Raw genomic sequence first — 15,854 nt, 5'->3', positions numbered from 1 at the left:
CTCTCATCATTCCGCCCCGAGATAAGCGCGAATGACATCTGGGTGCGCTTGCACTTCCGAGGGTTTTCCATCGGCGATCTTGCGGCCGAAATCGAGCACCACGACCTTATCCGACACCCGCATCACCAGGTTCATGTGATGCTCCACCAGCAACACCGTGAGATTCAACTCATCTCGCAGGCGGCGGATCATGTTCATGAGATCGCCTACCTCATCATGATTCAAACCACCCGCGGGTTCATCCAACAGCAGCAGCTTCGGCCGGCTCGCCAGTGCACGAGCGAGTTCCACTCGTTTTTGCGTACCGAAGGGAAGGTCCATCACGCGCTTATGTTGCACCGGGCCAAGATCGAGCAGGCCGATCAGATCCGAAGCTTGGCGCTCCAGGTGATTCTCCTCGAACTTGGAAAGGGGAAGACGCATCAGATTCACCAAGAAGCCGCCACGCGTGCGGCAATGGCCGCCGAGCATGACGTTTTGCCTCACCGTCATGGTGCGGAACAAGGCGAGATTCTGAAAGGTGCGCCCAATCCCCAAACCGGCGATTTCGTGGCGCGGCACCTCGGTCAAGGACCGGCCCTCGAAACGAATGGTTCCGCGCTCATAGTTGTAAAGCCGAGACAGGCAGTTGAAAAGCGTGGTTTTACCCGCCCCGTTGGGGCCTATGAGGCCGACGATCTGGCCCACGCCTACTTGAAAGGAAACGCCATCCAGCGCGACGATGCCGCCAAAGCGAACCGTCACGTCCTCGATGCCAAGAAGCGCCTGCGCCGATGGTGCCCGTGCCTCCCCCATGCTGTCTTATTTATTAAATTGATGCGCGGATACTGCCACAAGGCAAAGACCGGGTAAAGCCACGCGCCGCGCAGGCGGGCCAAACCGTATCACGGCCTTTCCATGACACACTTGACCGGTGGCACGGCATCCTTGGCCTCGACCTTCGACACGGTCTTCCAACCGAAGCCCGTGTTGTCCACATCGTACTTGACGCCGGGTTCGCCGGCCTTGGTTAAACGGGCGAGGTAGAGCGGCGTGACCATCTGATGATCCTCCCGGCGGATCCATGTTCTGCCCTCTTGCCCCTCGAACGCCATGCCCTCCAGAGCGTAGGCAACTTTCAAGGGATCGTCGCTGCGTGCTTTCTCCACCGCTTGGGCTAACACCGTGATGGCCCGGTGCGCCGGGATGTAATCGAAATTCGACGTGCTCTTGTACCTCGTCTTGTATTCCTCGTTGAAACTTTCGTAGGGATTGGATTCGGCGTTGGCATGCCAGGGAAACAGGCTGAAGACTTTGCCTACGCCGGCGGCGCCCAGGCCTGCGGTGGTCCCCGCGATGTTTCCCACCAGCACGTAGTAACGTACATCGAGCCCCGCATCGTGCCCGGCTCGCACCAGAAGGAACATGTCGTTGCCCCAGTTCCCCGTGAGGACGCTATCGGCCCCGGAGGCACGAATTTTCGCGGCGTAGGGCGCGAAATCCTTCACTTTACCGAGCGGAATGAAATCCTCTCCCACGATCTGCACGTCAGGGCGTTTACGCGGCAGTTGCTCGCGCGAGGCGCGCTGGATCGCCTGTCCATAGGCATAGTCTTGATTGATAAGGTAGACCTTGCGTACCGCGGGATCGCGCGCAAGATAGTCAGTCAAGAAATTAACTTCGGTATCGGTGTGGTAGTTAAGACGGAAATGCCAGAATTTGCATTTCGCCTCGCTCAACGCCGGATCGCGCCCGTCGGTATTGATGAGCAAGACGCGGCGCTCCGGATTGCGCGCGTTGTACTTGGCGATGCCATCGGAGAGCGCGTGCACCACGCTCGATATGTTCGAGTGTATGTAACGGATGTTCGCGTCGGTGGCTTGCTTGAGCGCCAGCAAACTGTCCTGCGCGTTCGCCTTGCCGTCGAGGGCGACAATCTCGATCTTGCGGCCATCGAAGAGCCCGCCCTTGGCGTTGAAGCGCTCGGCCATGGCCTTGAGTTGCCTGGCGATCTCCTCGCCTTGCAACGCGAAGGGCCCGGACAGGGGTTGGATCGTGGCAATGCGAAGCGGCTCCGCCGCTTGGACGCTTTCGCGTCCAAGCAAGGTTAAGGCGATCACTGCAAGCAGGATCTTTCGTATCATAAGCATGGCATCTCCCCTATTCGTTGAACTTATTGGGCATCCAAAATACAGGCAGAACTTCCATTCCAGGTCGTTTCCCTCATCCCCACCCTTCACCCGGCGGGAGAAGGGCTTTTTTTGCTTCCCTCGCCAACCGGGAGAGGGACCGAGGGTGAGGGAGGAATGTATCCTGAATTACGAAAAGATCGATAAACAGCGTAGCGACTACTCGTGCCCCATCACCTCGGAGAACAGCACCCAGCGCTTGCCGTCGAATTGCGCCGGCTGGAGTTGTTCGATGAGGAAATAATCATCGGGGCCCGTATTGAGCTTGATTCCCGGCAAGGTTACATCGAGCGTGACATCCTTGATGCTGGTAGCTTGCTTCATCAGATTTTCTCTCGACAAGTCGTCACCACAGGCTCTCAGCACGTGGGCCATGATCTGCGCAGCCCCGTAACCCCACACATAGAGCGAGTCCGTTTGATCCGCGCCCGCCATGTACTTCGACATGAACTCGCGCCAGCGCTTCATCCCAGGATCCGCGGCCCACAACGTATCGGTGGGATCCTTCAGATATAGCGCGGTGATGAGTCCTACCGACTTGTCCAGTCCCGCAGGTACCAGCGTAGCACCTACGGAACTCGCGACGTTGACCAGAAAATGCAGCGGCTTCCAGCCGGTGTCGGCCACCTTGCGAATGGATTGCGCTGCGAACTTGGGCGTGGCATGGGTGAACATGACGTTCGCACCGGAGGCCTTGAGGGAGATGATCTGCGAGTCCACCGTGGCGTCGGTGGCTTCGTAGCTCGCTTCCGCCACGATCATGTTCGCCTTCGCACCCAAACCATCCCTGAAACCCTTGAGATAGTCCTTGCCCGAATCGTCGTTCTGGTAGAGCACGGCGATCTTCGCATCCGGCTTGTGCTTCAAAATATATTTCGCGTAGATCCTGGATTCGATCTGGTAGCTGGGATTAAAGCCCATGGTCCAGGGGAAATTCTTCGGATCCCCCCATTTCGTCGCGCCGCTGCTGACGAAGAGATGCGGCACCTTCTTGGCGTTGACATACTTGTGGATGGCGCTGTTCGTGGGTGTGCCCAAGGTCTGAAACAACGCCAGCACCTGCTCCTCTTCCACCAGCCTGCGCACTTGTTCCACCGTGCGCGGCGGGGAATATCCATCGTCCAGGCTGATCAGATTCACCTTGCGGCCGTTGATGCCGCCTTGCTCGTTGAGCATCTTGAAGTAGGCAAGTTGCGTCTTGCCAATCACCCCGTAGGGCGAGGCCGTTCCGCTGTAGGGCATGGTCTGGCCGAGTTTGATATCGCTATCGGTGACACCTGGGCCGTATTTTTTTTCGGCGAGCACCAGCCCCGTTACCGATAGCAGAGCCACCATGATCCAGCTTAACTGCGCGAACTTCTTAATCGGCGGCATCATCGCCCCTCCTTTGCATCGCATGGTTGAACTTGGAACTCATCATTGCCATGGCAGCGGCAGCGCTCCTCAAGTAATACTCTCGCTCGTCGCATGGCTGGCCGCCGCATGCATTACTCTTGCTTCTGATCCACGAAACCGGCTCCGCGCTCATGCAACCCAGCGACTATACTCTTTGGCCCAAGCAGTTTCCCATGTCGCTCATCGTTCCCAAGACCACGCTTTGCTACAACCTGGAGGTAGCGGCGCGGCGCTATCCAGACAAAACCGCGATCATTTTCTACGATCCGCGCATCACCTACGCGGAATTTCACCGCCTAGTGGAAGCCCTCGCCGGATTTCTTCAACATCGCTGCAAGGTGGAACGCGCGGACCGCGTTCTTCTCGCTCTGCAAAACTCGCCGCAATTTCTAATTGGCTACTACGTGATTCTGAGAGCGGACGCCGTGGTGGTTCCCGTGAGTCCCATGAACGTCACGGGCGAACTGGATCACTATTTTGACGACAGCGGCGCTCGCACCGCCATCGTCGGAGACGAACTGTGGCCGCAATTCGAACCTTTGCTGGGGTCACGCTTCGGCCACGCCGTCCTGGCGGCCTATTCGGATTATTTGACCGAGCAAACTTCCTTGCCCATTCCGGAATTCCTCGCGGACAAACACCATTCCTACACTCCGGCGGGGGTTTACCCCTGGATGGACGCCCTATCGGCAAACATCACACGGCGGCCAGCCAGCGCCGTGACGGATGACTTGTGCGCCATTCTCTACACTTAAGGCACCCCTGGAAGACCCAAGGGATGCATGCACACGCACCAAACCGTTCTCACCACGGCGGTGGGCGGAGCCCTGTGGGAAGGCGTAGGATCGCAATCCGTCTCGCTCGCCACCGCGCCCATGTTCCACGTCACGGGCATGCAACATAGCATGAACGGGCCCATTTACACGGGCCCCACCATCGCGCTCTTGCCGCGCTGGGACGCCAGCATCGCGGGCACGATGATCGCGCGTTACGGATGCACTCACTGGGCCAACGTCCCGACCATGGTGGTGGACTTACTGGCGCACCCAAACACCGCGAACCGCGACCTGTCGTCCTTGCGGAACATTTTCGGGGGCGGGCTCGCCATGCCTGAAGCCGTGGCGCGGCAACTCCACGAGCGTTGCGGCGTGCACTATATGGAGGGTTATGGGATGACGGAAACCATTTCCCAAACTCATGTGAATCCTCCAAGCGATTTGCGCCGGCAATGCCTGGGAATTCCCACTTTCGATACGGAATCCATCGTGGTGGATCCACAAACCTTGCTGCCAGCCGCCACCAACGAACCGGGCGAAATTCTCTCGCGCGGCCCCCAGGTCTTCAAGGGCTATTGGAAAAATCCCGAGGCAACACAAACCGCGATGGTTGAATTGGACGGCAAGCGTTTCTTGCGCACCGGCGATTTAGGACGCATCGATGCGGACGGTTTTTTCTACATGTCCGACCGTATCAAACGCATGATCAATGCCGCGGGCTATAAGGTCTGGCCCGCGGAGGTGGAAGCCACTTTATACAACCATCCGAGTATCAAGGAAGCCACCGTGGTCTCGGCACCGGGCGGTAGGCGTGGAGAAACCGTGAAGGCCTACGTGGTATTAAAGGAGGGAGCGAAACTTGACGAAGAAAGCATCATCGCTTGGTCGCGCGACAACATGGCTGCCTACAAGATTCCTCGCAAAATAGAATTCCTCGATGCGCTGCCACGTTCCGGCACGGGAAAAATTCAATGGAGATTGCTCCAGGAACGCGAATGGGACGAAAAATAATTTCGCGCCTGGGCGCACTTGCCCCGGCAATACTGGCGGGCTGCATCACCGTGCCGCTTCCAGAACCCGAGCCCGCCCCCGCGCCGCGAGCTGCCACACCCGCCATTGAAATTCCCGAGGCGCAATCCACCACGCCACCGCCCCCGGAACGACGTGCTCCGGCACCGCCCCCCGAGGCGGAAACGGAGTCTGCGCCGGCCACCGAGGCCATGCCTCATGCCGAGCCCGATTTCGCCGCGCGAGCCGCCGAAATCGCGATATCCATGTTGGGCCGGCCTTACAAACGAGGCGGCAATACCCCTCGCGGGTTTGACTGTAGCGGCCTTGTCCAATTTAGCTACGGCAAACTCGGCCTGGCCGTTCCCAGAGATACCCGGGGATTGCTAGGCGCCAGCTTCGCCATCGAACCGAGTGAACTACGCGTGGGGGACCTGTTATTTTTCCATGTGGAAGGCAAGCGCAACTCCCATGTCGCCATTTATCTGGGCGGCCAGCGCTTCGTTCACGCTCCATCCTCGGGAGGCGCTGTCAGAGCCGAGAGCCTCACCCTCCCCTACTGGGCCAGGCATTTTGCATCCGCCCGGCGCCTCCCCGCACCCCCCTGAGGGCGGGTGCCGTCCCGCGATTATTCAATTAGCATACGGCCTCCACACCAATAAGGAAGACCGGAATGAGTTTCACATCGGAGTTCAAGGAATTCGCCATGAAGGGCAATGTGATGGATCTCGCCGTCGGGGTCATCATAGGCGCGGCCTTTGGCAAGATCGTCGATTCTGCCGTCAACGATCTGATCATGCCGGTAGTGGGAAGAATCGTGGGGAAGATCGATTTTTCCAACATGTACATCGCCTTGGCCGAAGCACCCGCGTGAACCGCCAACTCGCTCGATGCCTTGAAGAAGGCCGGCGTGCCCGTGTTCGCTTACGGCAACTTCATTACCATTCTCATCAACTTCATCATCCTGGCCTTCGTCATCTTCCTCATGATCAAACAGGTAAACCGGCTCAAGCGAGAAGCGCCGGCCGCCCCGCCCGCGGCACCCGCCCCGGCGTCCGTGGACATAGTGCTGCTTCGCGATATCCGGGATGCTCTGAGGAAGGCGTGAATGCGTGAAGCGTGAGAGGTGAAGCGTGAACCGGCCCTTACGTCTCACGCTTCGCCCTTAACGTCTCACATCTCACCTTACAAAAACCCGAAGTCAACTTCGGGTTTTTTTCCTGAAACGATATGCGCGATGGCCTGCCCAGACCCACAGGCCAACGTCCAGCCAAGGGTTCCATGGCCTGTGTTGATGTACAGGTTATCGTAACTCGACTTTCCGATAATGGGAACGTTGCTAGGCGTGGCGGGACGAAGGCCAGCCCAGCGCTGGGCCCGGCCGAATCCGCCCATCTCGGGGAAGAGGTCTTTCACGCGATTGAGGAGCGACTCGCAGCGCGAAGCCGTCACGGAAGTGTCGTAGCCCGTTAATTCCGCGGTGCCCGCCGCGCGCAGGCGCAACCCCAACCGAGAACACGCGATCTTGAAAATCTCGTGGGTAACGCTCACCTGGGGGGCATGGTAGGGATTCTCTATGGGAATCGTCACCGAGTAGCCCTTGACCGGAAACACCGGGATGTGAATGCCCAGGTTGCGCAGCAACAAGGGACTATAGCTTCCGAGGCATACCAAGTAAGCGTCGGCCTTAAGCGTTTCGGTTCGGTCTTGCAAATCGCGCACACGAACGCCGCGGATCTTGGAAGGCGAAAATTCGAACCCAACTATCGTCGAACCAAACCGGAAGCGCACGCCATGCGCGATGGCGTACTCCTCCACGGCCCGGGTAAACGCATGGGCATCACCGGACTCGTCATCCGGAGCGTACGTTCCCCCCACCAATGTCATTTTGGACTTGGCCAGCGCGGGCTCGGTCTTGATGCATTGCTTGGCATCGAGCACGTCGATGCGGCAACCCATCTTCGCGTACATCTGTGCGTGACTGGCCGCCTTGTCGAAGGCTTTGAGCTCGCTGTGCAGATGCAAGATACCCGTCTCCAGGTGGTTGTACTGAATACCTGAGTCCTCGCGCAACTCCTTGAGGACGCCACGGCTGTACACACCCAGGGACAAGAGCTGCAAGGTGTTGCGATGCGTTCGCCCTGGCAGGCATTCGCGCAAGAATCGTAGCCCCCATCCCCATTGCGCGGCGTCGGCACGCAGCCTAAACAGCAAGGGCGCGTCTTCTCGTCCCAGCCATTTCAGGATCGTCATGGGCGCCCCTGGATTAGCCCAAGGTTCCGCGTGGCTCGCGGATATCTGCCCCGCATTGGCAAAACTGGTTTCCATCCCCGATACCGGCTGCCTGTCCACCACCACCACCTCGTGCCCGAGTTTGGAGAGGAACCATGCGCTCGTGGTCCCCACCACGCCCGCCCCCAGGACCAGCACTTTCATTGTTCTGCTTCCTTTTTTGAACCCATTCTTATGCGCCGGTCATGAAAGAGGGCGAATCATGCCCGGCCTCTTCGCCAATCGCAACATTTCAAGTTAATCTACCAGCCACTAGTACCGGTAATGCAACATGCTAGATGCCAAAGTAGATCCGAATCTGGAAGCCGAAATCATCGCCGCGGTGAACGACAACGCGAAGGCCTTGTGCGAGCTCACCTCCACCTTGGTAAGGTTTCCAAGCCTGATGGGAGAAGAGGCCAGCGCCCAGGACTTCATGGAAGGCCTGTTCCAAGGCCTCGGATTGAAAACCGACCGCTTCCCGGTGGATCCAAAAAAACTGGAGGGTATGCCAGGATATGCGCCCGTGACGGGCCACTGGCACCGGCATGACAATGTCGTTGGCGTGCATGAACCCGGCAAAAGGTCAGGCCGCTCGCTCATCCTCAACGGCCATATCGACGTGGTGCCAGTCGGCGCTGAAGAACTCTGGGCCTCGCCGCCTTTCGAACCCCGCGTGGACAAGGGGCGGCTCTACGGCCGGGGAGCCGGTGACATGAAGGCAGGAATCGCCGCCTACGTCATGGCTTATCGAAGCCTTCGCCAGCTCGGGCTAGAACCCGCCGCTCCTGTCTATCTGCAATCCGTGGTGGAGGAGGAGTGCACGGGTAACGGAGCATTGGCCTGTCTGGCGCAAGGTTACCGGGCGGATGCGGCCATCATTCCCGAACCTTTCAACGAAACTGTGCTGCGCGCCCAGGTGGGTGTGCTCTGGTTGAGCGTGGAGGTGCTGGGGCGGCCCGCTCACGTGTTTCAAGCCCAGCGTGGAATCAATGCTATCGAAGCCGCGTTCGCCCTCTATCAGGGACTCAAACGCCTGGAGGCGCAATGGAACGAGCCCGCGAACCGGCACCCGGCGTTCGCACAGCATGAGCGGCCCATCAACTTCAATCTTGGAAAAATTCGCGGCGGCGAATGGCACTCGTCGGTGGCCACGCGCTGCGTGATGGACATTCGCGCCGGCTTTTATCCAGGCATGAGCGTCAAGGAGGCCCAACAAGCAGTGGAGTCCGCACTGCGGCAAACCGCGCAAGAACATGCGAAGCTCGCTGAAGTGATCGTTCGCGTGACCTACGCAGGCCTGCAATCGGAGGGTTGTCTAGTGGATACCGGCCACCCGTCCATAGAGGTACTGCGCGCCAGCCATGAAAAAGTGTGCGGTACGCCGCCGCGGTGGATGGACATGTCAGGCACCACGGACATCCGGGTATTCAATCTGTACGGATCCACCCCGGCCACTTGCTACGGCCCGGAGGCCACTCACATTCATGGCATCGACGAGTCGGTGTGCTTGGAAAGCACGCGGCGCGTATGCACGGTGCTGGCACTTTTCATGGCTCGCTGGTGCGGGGTAAATCGGGGAGGCGCGCATATTCCAACTCGCCTACTCCGACGCGCTCACCGGGCTGCCTAACCGGTTGTTGCTGGTGGACCGCCTTGAACAAGCGGTAGCCGCCGCCCAGCGCAACAAGAGCCTCGTGGGCATGCTGTTCTTCGATTTCGATGGCTTCAAACAAGTCAATGCCCGCTATGGCCATCACGCCGGCGACTTGCTGCTCAAGGGCATGAGCGAGCGCTTGCGCAGTTGCGTGCGCGAGATCGATACGGTTTCCCGCCTGGGCGGCGACGAATTCGTCGTCGTGCTACCCGAACTCAAGGAAGGTGCCGATGCGGGCGCGGTCGCACGCAAAATCACCGCAGCCATGAGCCAGCCCTTCCGCATCGAAAATCACGACATCGGAGTCACACTCACAGCGGGCATCAGCATCTACCCGAACGACGGAGAAAGCGCGGAGATTCTCATCCGTAACGCCGACACCGCCATGTACTTCGCCAAGGAAAGCGGCAAGAACCGGTTCCGGTTCTTCAATCCCGCCCTCCAGCCGCCGCACTAAATTTTCCGGCCTCCAGCCGCAAGCGTTCTGGCCGTGTATCCTTTCGCCTTCGGTTCAGAAGGAAAACCAATGTCCAAAGCATTCACGAATCCACTGCTTGTCCTGGCGTTCGCCAGCCTATGCATGCAAGCCGCCTCGGCCGGCCAGCGCCTGAGCCCCGGTCCTGCCCAATGGAGCGGTGACCTGCAAGCCATTTCCGCCAGCGATTGGAGCGAGGATCGCGCCGCTCACTTGCTCGAACGCGCTGGGTTCGGCGGCACACCAGAGGAAGTCGCCCGCTTCGCCGCCATGACACCCAAGCAAGCGGTGGCAGCGCTGGTGCGCCCGAAGAATATCCCCAACGATCTTCCCGCCTTCGATCATTCCGGCATTCACGATGAAGGGATCGAACCCTTCCCCGTGAGCCGCCCCGCTACCACGGACCAAGCCAAGGCAAAGGGCGAAGCCTTGGGCGTGAAGGTGAAGCCCGCCGGCAACCGGCCCTTGCAACCGGTGGTGAATAAATTCTTCTACTGGCTGCGCGCCAGCCGCCTGGAGACTAACCGGGTGGCTTACTGGTGGGCCAACCGCATGGTGGCCACGCAACGGCCCCTGGAAGAAAAAATGGCGCTGTTCTGGCACGGCCACTTCGCCACCAGCGAAGAGAAAGTGCGCGACTACCGAAAAATGCTCATCCAGCTGCAGATGTTTCAGAACAAAGGATTGGGCAATTTCCGCGACTTGGCCATCGGCGTGGCGCAAGATCCCGCCATGCTGTCCTATCTCGATGCCGGCGTGAACGTCAAGGGTGCGCCCAACGAGAACTTCGCGCGCGAGATCATGGAATTGTTCACCATGGGCGTGGGCAACTACAGCGAGAAGGATATTCGCGAAGCGGCGCGCGCCTTCACCGGTTGGAACTACGCCGATACCAGGTTCGTCGTCAACCGTGAGCAGCACGACGACGCCGAAAAATTGCTGCTGGGCCATCGCGGCCGCTTCGACGGTGTGCAGGCCATCGACATCATCTTGCAGCAGCCCGTTACGGCCGAGTTTCTCGCCGGCAAGATTTACCGTTTCTTTGTGAGCGACGAGATCACGCCCGAAATGCGCAAGAGACTGGGCGCGGTGCTGCGCGATAACCGCTACGACATCGCACCGCTGCTGGAAACGATATTCCTGTCGAAGGACTTCTACAGCGCCTCCGCCATGGGCACGCGTATCAAGAGCCCGGTGGAACTGGCGGTTTCCACTTATCGCAAATTGGGGCTAAGGGAAATACCGGGCGTTCCGGATTTCAACGAAGTCACCACGGCCCTCGGGCAGAATCTGCTACGCCCGCCCACGGTCGCGGGCTGGGCCTATGGTCGTAGCTGGATCACCCCAGGGTTGCTGATGGAGCGCGCCAACTACATCCGCGACATCATGTTCCCGGACATCACCTACATTCCGGCGGATCGCTACCCGGTCTACCCTACCGGCAGCGAAATTCGCGCCGTGCACGAGAAAATATCGCAAGGCATGGACATCAGCACGGCTACGATTCCTGAAGGCAAGGACATGGGCGGCGGCGACATGATGGCCATGTCCAACAAGATGGCCGACCGCGACGAGGATTTCAATACCCGCTACGCCAGCTACCGCGGCTGGCAAAAGGCAGTCGAAAAAGTAAAGCCCATTCCCCGCCACGTTGCGCACTTGGATCTCGCCGCCATGGTAAAGGCGCGCGGCTTGAAGACCACCGCGCAGGCCGTGGATTATTTCGCGCAGCGCTTCTTGAGCGTTTCCCTGGATGCGGGCGAGCGCGACGCGCTGGTGAAATTCCTCAACAAGGAATTGGGTACCGGCTCTTTGAGCGCCGCGGAAACCTACATGGAAGATGGGCTGCGCATGATGTTGCACCTCATGCTGAGCAGCCCCGAGTACCAGCTAGGCGCTAACGAGTTAATCGATGACAAATTTGGAAAAAACTTCGCCCAACTTCTGCCTGGTTTCGGGGATCAACAAGGGGCCGTCCCCTTGTTCCTTCCGGGGGATAAACAAGGGGAACCTCCCCTTGTTCGTAACACGTATGTTGCCGAAGCGAGCGCATCCATTTTGTTTCCAGCTACGCAGGCTTAGGATAAGGAGCACCGACATGCCAACACGACGCGCGTTACTCAAGGCAGGCCTTGGCGGCTTGTGCGTTCACACGGCGGGCGTATTGCCCGCGTTATTCGGCCAAGCGGCGCAGGCGGCCATGAAAGACGCCAACGACAACCGCATCCTGGTCGTGCTCGAATTATCGGGCGGTAACGATGGCCTCAACACGGTGGTGCCTTACACCGACGATGCCTACTACCGCCAGCGCCCCACCGTGGGCCTCAAGGCGAACAAACTGCGCAAGATCGACGACCGCTACGGCTTTAGCCCCGGCATGGCCGGCTTCGAAAGTTTGTACAAGGACGGCAAGCTCGCCGTCGTGCACGGCTGCGGTTACGACAACCCAAGCTTCTCGCACTTCGCCTCCATGGCCTATTGGCACACGGCCGCGCCCAACAGCGGGCAGGAGTACGGCTGGGTCGGGCGTCTCGCCGATACCCTCGAACCCGGCGGCGAGCGCAATTTCCTCATCAACGTGGATTCTTCGCAATCGCTCGCCGTGCGCAGCCAGATTCACACGCCCGTGGTGTTCGACGACCCTGCGAAGTTTCAACGCAAGAGCTTCTACCAGGAGCTTGAATTAATCGAAAGGGTGAGCGATACGCCCGCTTCGAGTAGCACCAACCACCGCTATCTCCTCGACGTGGCGCGCGGCGCGCGCGACGCTTCCGCGCTGGTGCGCGATGCCTGGTCCAAATACAAAACACCCGTGGACTACGGCATCGTCCCGGTGGATTTGCCCAAGGTCGCGGCGCTGATCCATGCGGGGCTTCCCACGCGATTGTTCTACGTGGCCTACCGCAATAATTCCTTCGATACTCATGTGCACCAGGGCGATGTCCACCAACGCCTGCTCACCTATGTTTCCGATGCCGTGTATGGCTTCATGCGCGATCTGGAACGCATCGGCCGCGCGGACGACGTGGTGGTGATGGCCTTCTCGGAGTTCGGGCGCCGCGTACCGGAAAACACCAGCCTGGGCACCGACCACGGAACCGCGGGCCCCATGTTCATCGTGGGCAAACCCGTGAAGGGCGGGCACTACGGCACACCGGTAAGCCTTACGCAACTCACTCCAGACGATAACTTGATTCACACCGCGGATTTCCGCCGCACCTACGCCACCATGATCGAGGGTTGGTTGGGTGTGAAAGACTCCAGCGCATTGCTGGGCGGGAAGTTCAAACCCTTTCCTGTGTTCGGATAAGGAAACCCTATCGAAACCCTCGTCTATCTCGCTTCCGCGTTCTGGGTAGGCGCCGTCCATGCAGCCACTCCCGGCCATGGCAAGACCATCGCGGCGGCATACATCGTCGGCGCCCGTGGCAAGCCCATGGACGCCGTCATCCTGGGCATCTTCGTCACCTTGTCTCACACTAGCGGCATCGTGCTGGTGGGTGTGCTGGCCTCCATGGGTTCTTCGCATTTCGTTCCCCAGCGCATCGAGGCGTGGCTGGCCTTATTCACCGGGGCTCTAGTCATCGTATTAGGCCTATGGACCTTGTGGACTCAGCGAGAACTCTTGCGGCCCGCCCTCAAGGGAGAAGGTGCCGGCACCGCCATGCCTTCATTGCCTGCCCACGGTCACGAACATCCTCACGGACACCCGGAACATTCCCACGATCAGCCGCATTCCCACTCCCATGGCGAGGGTGAGATGGGCTGGCACAGCCACGGCTGGGGCATCAAACATTCGCACGCGCTACCTTCCGTGGACGGAAGAAAAATGAGCCTGTGGGTGTTGATCGTCCTGGGTATCGCGGGCGGATTACTCCCCGACCCCGCGGCACTGGCCATCCTGCTCTCCGCGCTGGCTCAAGGGAAAGTGATGCTGGGCCTGCTCACCGTGGTGGTGTTCAGCGTGGGCTTCGCCGCCACCTTGGTCATCGTCGGCATCATCGCGGCCAAGGTTGGGCAGAAGGTACTCGACTGGTTAAGCGGTGCCTGGGCGGTTCGCATTCAGGTGGGTACCTCGCTCGTCATCGTCTTGGTGGGCGTGTTACTGACGATCAATGCGATGCGCACACTCAACACCTTGGGCTAGCGCCCGAGAAATCGCGGCGTCCGCTTCTCCACGAAGGCCGCGGCAGCGGCCTTGTGATCCTCGGTGCCGAAACAAGAAACTTGGATCGCGGACTCGCTATCCAGAAAGCCGGAGAGCGTTCGGTCGTTGGAAGCGTTGAGATTGCGCTTCATGCGCCCCAGGGCAATAGTGGGGCCTTGCGCGAGCGTAGTCACGAAGGCACGCGCCTGCACGCTGAACTCCCCGGCCCCGTAGACTCGGTGGATCAAGCCCAGAGCCATGGCTTCCTCGCTCGCCAGCACGGGCGAGAGCATCATCAACTCCCTGGCTCGCGCCGCGCCCACCAACCTGGGTAGAAAATAACTGATACCGAAATCTCCCGAGAGGCCCACCTTCGCGAAGGCGGTGGTGATCTTGGCTCCGCTCACGGCCACGCGAAAATCGCACGCCAGGGCGAGCGCTAAACCCGCACCGGCCGCGGCTCCGCCGATAACCGCGACAGTGGGCTTGGGCATTTCGCACAACAACCGCGATGATTCCGCGCGAATCCGCAATGCGCGCGCGCGTTCCTCGGCGCATACCTCTTGCCCCCGGCCCTGCGCCATGGCCTGAACGTCGCCGCCGGCACAGAAGGCTTGTCCAGCACCGGTCAACACCACGGCGCGCACGCTGGAGTCCTCCGCGGCGCGTGTGAGAGCTTCCCTCATGGCGAGAGTCATTTCGAGATTGAGCGCGTTGCGGCGGTCCGGCCGGTTCATGGTGAGCGTCACCACGCCTTCCTCCACGCTTTCCATCAGCACCGGGGTAGCACTCATCTCTTGCGTCCTTTCGATTTGGGAGCCGGCCGGGAGGGATCTCCCCCGGTCTCGGCCTTGACGAATGTTCCGCCTTGGTAAAGTTCGGCCACCGGGTCGCCAGGTTTCTCCCTCGCCAGCACCTCGGCCGCTTGCGGTTCGCTATCATCCGCGGGACGGTAGCCTACGCGGGTGGCATTGGAGTTGTCGTACCAACTGCGCTCGTTTCCCGAGACGCCGTAGACGATCTCGAAGTGCATGCCAGGCCGGTCCACGCCGATGCACACCAACTGCGCGAGATCACGCGGACTGATCCAGATGGACAACCGGCGCTTGTCCACCGGCTTCGTGGCCACATTGCCGATACGCATGCAGAACACTTCCATGCCGTACTTGTCCGCATACAAACTGCCAAGCTGCTCGCCGAACACCTTGGATACCCCGTAGCGGCTATCGGGCTTCGGGTACACGCGATGATCGATGATCTCATCGCGCCGGTAAAACCCGGCGGCATGATTGCTGGTGGCGAACAAGATGCGCTTCACGCCGTTGCGCCGGGCGGCCTCGAACAAGTTGTAGCACCCCACAATGTTCGCGCGCAGGATGTCTTCCCACGGGCCTTCCACGGAAAATCCTCCGAGGTGAAGGATGGCGTCCACCCCCTTGGTCACGCGCACCATGTCCGAGAGCCGCGCGATGTCGGCACGCACGAATTTCTCTCCCTCGGCGAGCCGTTTGATGGGGTGCAAGTCCGAAAGTTTGAGTCGGTATTTTCCGGCCAATTCAGGTCTTAGCATGGTGCCTACACTGCCCGCGGCGCCAGTCATCAATAAGGTTTTCATCGGTATATGTTTTCCAAGCCTAAGAACGCCGCGATCAGCCCCGCTTGCCCTTCCTCCCTGTCGCGGCCCGTGACACCTTTGCGACCGCAAATGGCATTGAAAGTCTCCGGGGTCCCCGCCTTATGGCGCGGGTCGCCGAAGATGACTTATAGCCGCGTAGCGCCGGTAATTTTTCTCATCGCAGTCGTGATCAAGAGAATACCCCATGCGCCGATAGGAGTGCACCGGGGAAATTCCGCCCCGTGCCTGCGCGACCGAGGAAGCCGCCCCATGGCAAATGAAAGAGTACTGGTACTCAGAGACAATCGCGAATGGCTACGCTATGTGTTCTTCGCGGGCGCG

Annotated in this window: 12 protein-coding genes and 2 pseudogenes; 8 read left to right on the top strand and 6 right to left on the bottom strand. The window is 59.9% G+C overall.

All coding sequences use genetic code 11. The features are described from left to right. Positions 1–6: 6 nt before the first annotated feature. From EXR36_02300 to EXR36_02290, 3 genes are all read right to left on the bottom strand, one after another. Positions 7–795 (bottom strand): ABC transporter ATP-binding protein, encoded by a 789-nt coding sequence (locus tag EXR36_02300; protein ID MSQ58493.1) that lies wholly within the window; start codon positions 793–795, stop codon positions 7–9. 89 nt (positions 796–884) lie between these two features. Then, positions 885–2,129 (bottom strand): branched-chain amino acid ABC transporter substrate-binding protein, encoded by a 1,245-nt coding sequence (locus tag EXR36_02295; GenBank protein ID MSQ58492.1) that lies wholly within the window; start codon positions 2,127–2,129, stop codon positions 885–887. A 198-nt stretch (positions 2,130–2,327) separates the two neighbouring features. Next, complete coding sequence (locus EXR36_02290; protein ID MSQ58491.1) at positions 2,328–3,542, bottom strand: branched-chain amino acid ABC transporter substrate-binding protein; 1,215 nt, start codon at positions 3,540–3,542, stop codon at positions 2,328–2,330. Positions 3,543–3,694: 152 nt separating this feature from the next. On the opposite strand from EXR36_02290, the pseudogene EXR36_02285 reads away from it, so the two are divergent. From EXR36_02285 to mscL, 3 genes and pseudogenes are all read left to right on the top strand, one after another. Beyond that, a pseudogene (locus EXR36_02285) lies at positions 3,695–5,350 on the top strand (long-chain fatty acid--CoA ligase). Continuing rightward, on the top strand, positions 5,335–5,955 hold the full coding sequence (locus EXR36_02280) for an NlpC/P60 family protein (GenBank protein ID MSQ58490.1): 621 nt from the start codon (positions 5,335–5,337) through the stop codon (positions 5,953–5,955). The pseudogene EXR36_02285 and the gene EXR36_02280 overlap by 16 nt, the downstream one beginning before the upstream one ends. A gap of 65 nt (positions 5,956–6,020) precedes the next feature. After that, positions 6,021–6,455 (top strand): annotated as a pseudogene (gene mscL, locus EXR36_02275) (large conductance mechanosensitive channel protein MscL). A 77-nt stretch (positions 6,456–6,532) separates the two neighbouring features. Here the strand turns inward: mscL and EXR36_02270 are convergent. Then, positions 6,533–7,783 carry a D-amino acid dehydrogenase gene (locus EXR36_02270; GenBank protein MSQ58489.1) on the bottom strand — a complete coding sequence of 417 codons (1,251 nt, stop codon included), beginning with the start codon at positions 7,781–7,783 and terminating at the stop codon, positions 6,533–6,535. Positions 7,784–7,910: 127 nt separating this feature from the next. On the opposite strand from EXR36_02270, the gene EXR36_02265 reads away from it, so the two are divergent. The 5 genes from EXR36_02265 to EXR36_02245 all read left to right on the top strand — a co-directional run bounded on the left by EXR36_02265 (position 7,911) and on the right by EXR36_02245 (position 13,897). Continuing rightward, a complete protein-coding gene (locus EXR36_02265) occupies positions 7,911–9,251 on the top strand; it encodes an ArgE/DapE family deacylase (GenBank protein MSQ58488.1) in 1,341 nt (446 codons plus the stop codon). Beyond that, positions 9,193–9,732 (top strand): GGDEF domain-containing protein, encoded by a 540-nt coding sequence (locus EXR36_02260; protein MSQ58487.1) that lies wholly within the window; start codon positions 9,193–9,195, stop codon positions 9,730–9,732. Before EXR36_02265 ends, EXR36_02260 begins: the two co-directional genes overlap by 59 nt. Positions 9,733–9,855: 123 nt before the next feature. Next, a complete protein-coding gene (locus tag EXR36_02255; GenBank protein ID MSQ58486.1) occupies positions 9,856–11,832 on the top strand; it encodes a DUF1800 domain-containing protein in 1,977 nt (658 codons plus the stop codon). A 16-nt stretch (positions 11,833–11,848) separates the two neighbouring features. Next, positions 11,849–13,060 (top strand): DUF1501 domain-containing protein, encoded by a 1,212-nt coding sequence (locus tag EXR36_02250; protein ID MSQ58485.1) that lies wholly within the window; start codon positions 11,849–11,851, stop codon positions 13,058–13,060. Positions 13,061–13,069: 9 nt separating this feature from the next. Continuing rightward, positions 13,070–13,897, top strand: coding sequence for a hypothetical protein (locus EXR36_02245; protein ID MSQ58484.1), 828 nt, complete (start codon positions 13,070–13,072; stop codon positions 13,895–13,897). On the opposite strand, the gene EXR36_02240 is transcribed toward EXR36_02245, so the two are convergent. Together EXR36_02240 and EXR36_02235 are read right to left on the bottom strand one after the other, a co-directional pair. Next, positions 13,894–14,691, bottom strand: coding sequence for an enoyl-CoA hydratase (locus EXR36_02240; GenBank protein MSQ58483.1), 798 nt, complete (start codon positions 14,689–14,691; stop codon positions 13,894–13,896). The genes EXR36_02245 and EXR36_02240 overlap by 4 nt on opposite strands. Further along, on the bottom strand, positions 14,688–15,512 hold the full coding sequence (locus EXR36_02235; protein ID MSQ58482.1) for an NAD(P)-dependent oxidoreductase: 825 nt from the start codon (positions 15,510–15,512) through the stop codon (positions 14,688–14,690). Before EXR36_02235 ends, EXR36_02240 begins: the two co-directional genes overlap by 4 nt. Positions 15,513–15,854: the final 342 nt, after the last annotated feature.

It is taken from the genome of Betaproteobacteria bacterium, from assembly GCA_009693245.1.
Lineage (GTDB): Bacteria > Pseudomonadota > Gammaproteobacteria > Burkholderiales > SHXO01 > SHXO01.
The sequence above is the reverse complement of the archived record's forward strand: the minus strand, read 5'-3'. Positions and strand labels throughout refer to the sequence as shown.

Coding starts and splice junctions, on each gene's coding strand:
- EXR36_02295 (MSQ58492.1), bottom strand. CDS start 2,129: ATGCTTATGATACGAAAGATCCTGCTTGCAGTGATCGCCTTAACCTTG.
- EXR36_02300 (MSQ58493.1), bottom strand. CDS start 795: ATGGGGGAGGCACGGGCACCATCGGCGCAGGCGCTTCTTGGCATCGAG.
- EXR36_02240 (MSQ58483.1), bottom strand. CDS start 14,691: ATGAGTGCTACCCCGGTGCTGATGGAAAGCGTGGAGGAAGGCGTGGTG.
- EXR36_02280 (MSQ58490.1), top strand. CDS start 5,335: ATGGGACGAAAAATAATTTCGCGCCTGGGCGCACTTGCCCCGGCAATA.
- EXR36_02235 (MSQ58482.1), bottom strand. CDS start 15,512: ATGAAAACCTTATTGATGACTGGCGCCGCGGGCAGTGTAGGCACCATG.
- EXR36_02290 (MSQ58491.1), bottom strand. CDS start 3,542: ATGCCGCCGATTAAGAAGTTCGCGCAGTTAAGCTGGATCATGGTGGCT.
- EXR36_02265 (MSQ58488.1), top strand. CDS start 7,911: ATGCTAGATGCCAAAGTAGATCCGAATCTGGAAGCCGAAATCATCGCC.
- EXR36_02270 (MSQ58489.1), bottom strand. CDS start 7,783: ATGAAAGTGCTGGTCCTGGGGGCGGGCGTGGTGGGGACCACGAGCGCA.
- EXR36_02250 (MSQ58485.1), top strand. CDS start 11,849: ATGCCAACACGACGCGCGTTACTCAAGGCAGGCCTTGGCGGCTTGTGC.
- EXR36_02255 (MSQ58486.1), top strand. CDS start 9,856: ATGCAAGCCGCCTCGGCCGGCCAGCGCCTGAGCCCCGGTCCTGCCCAA.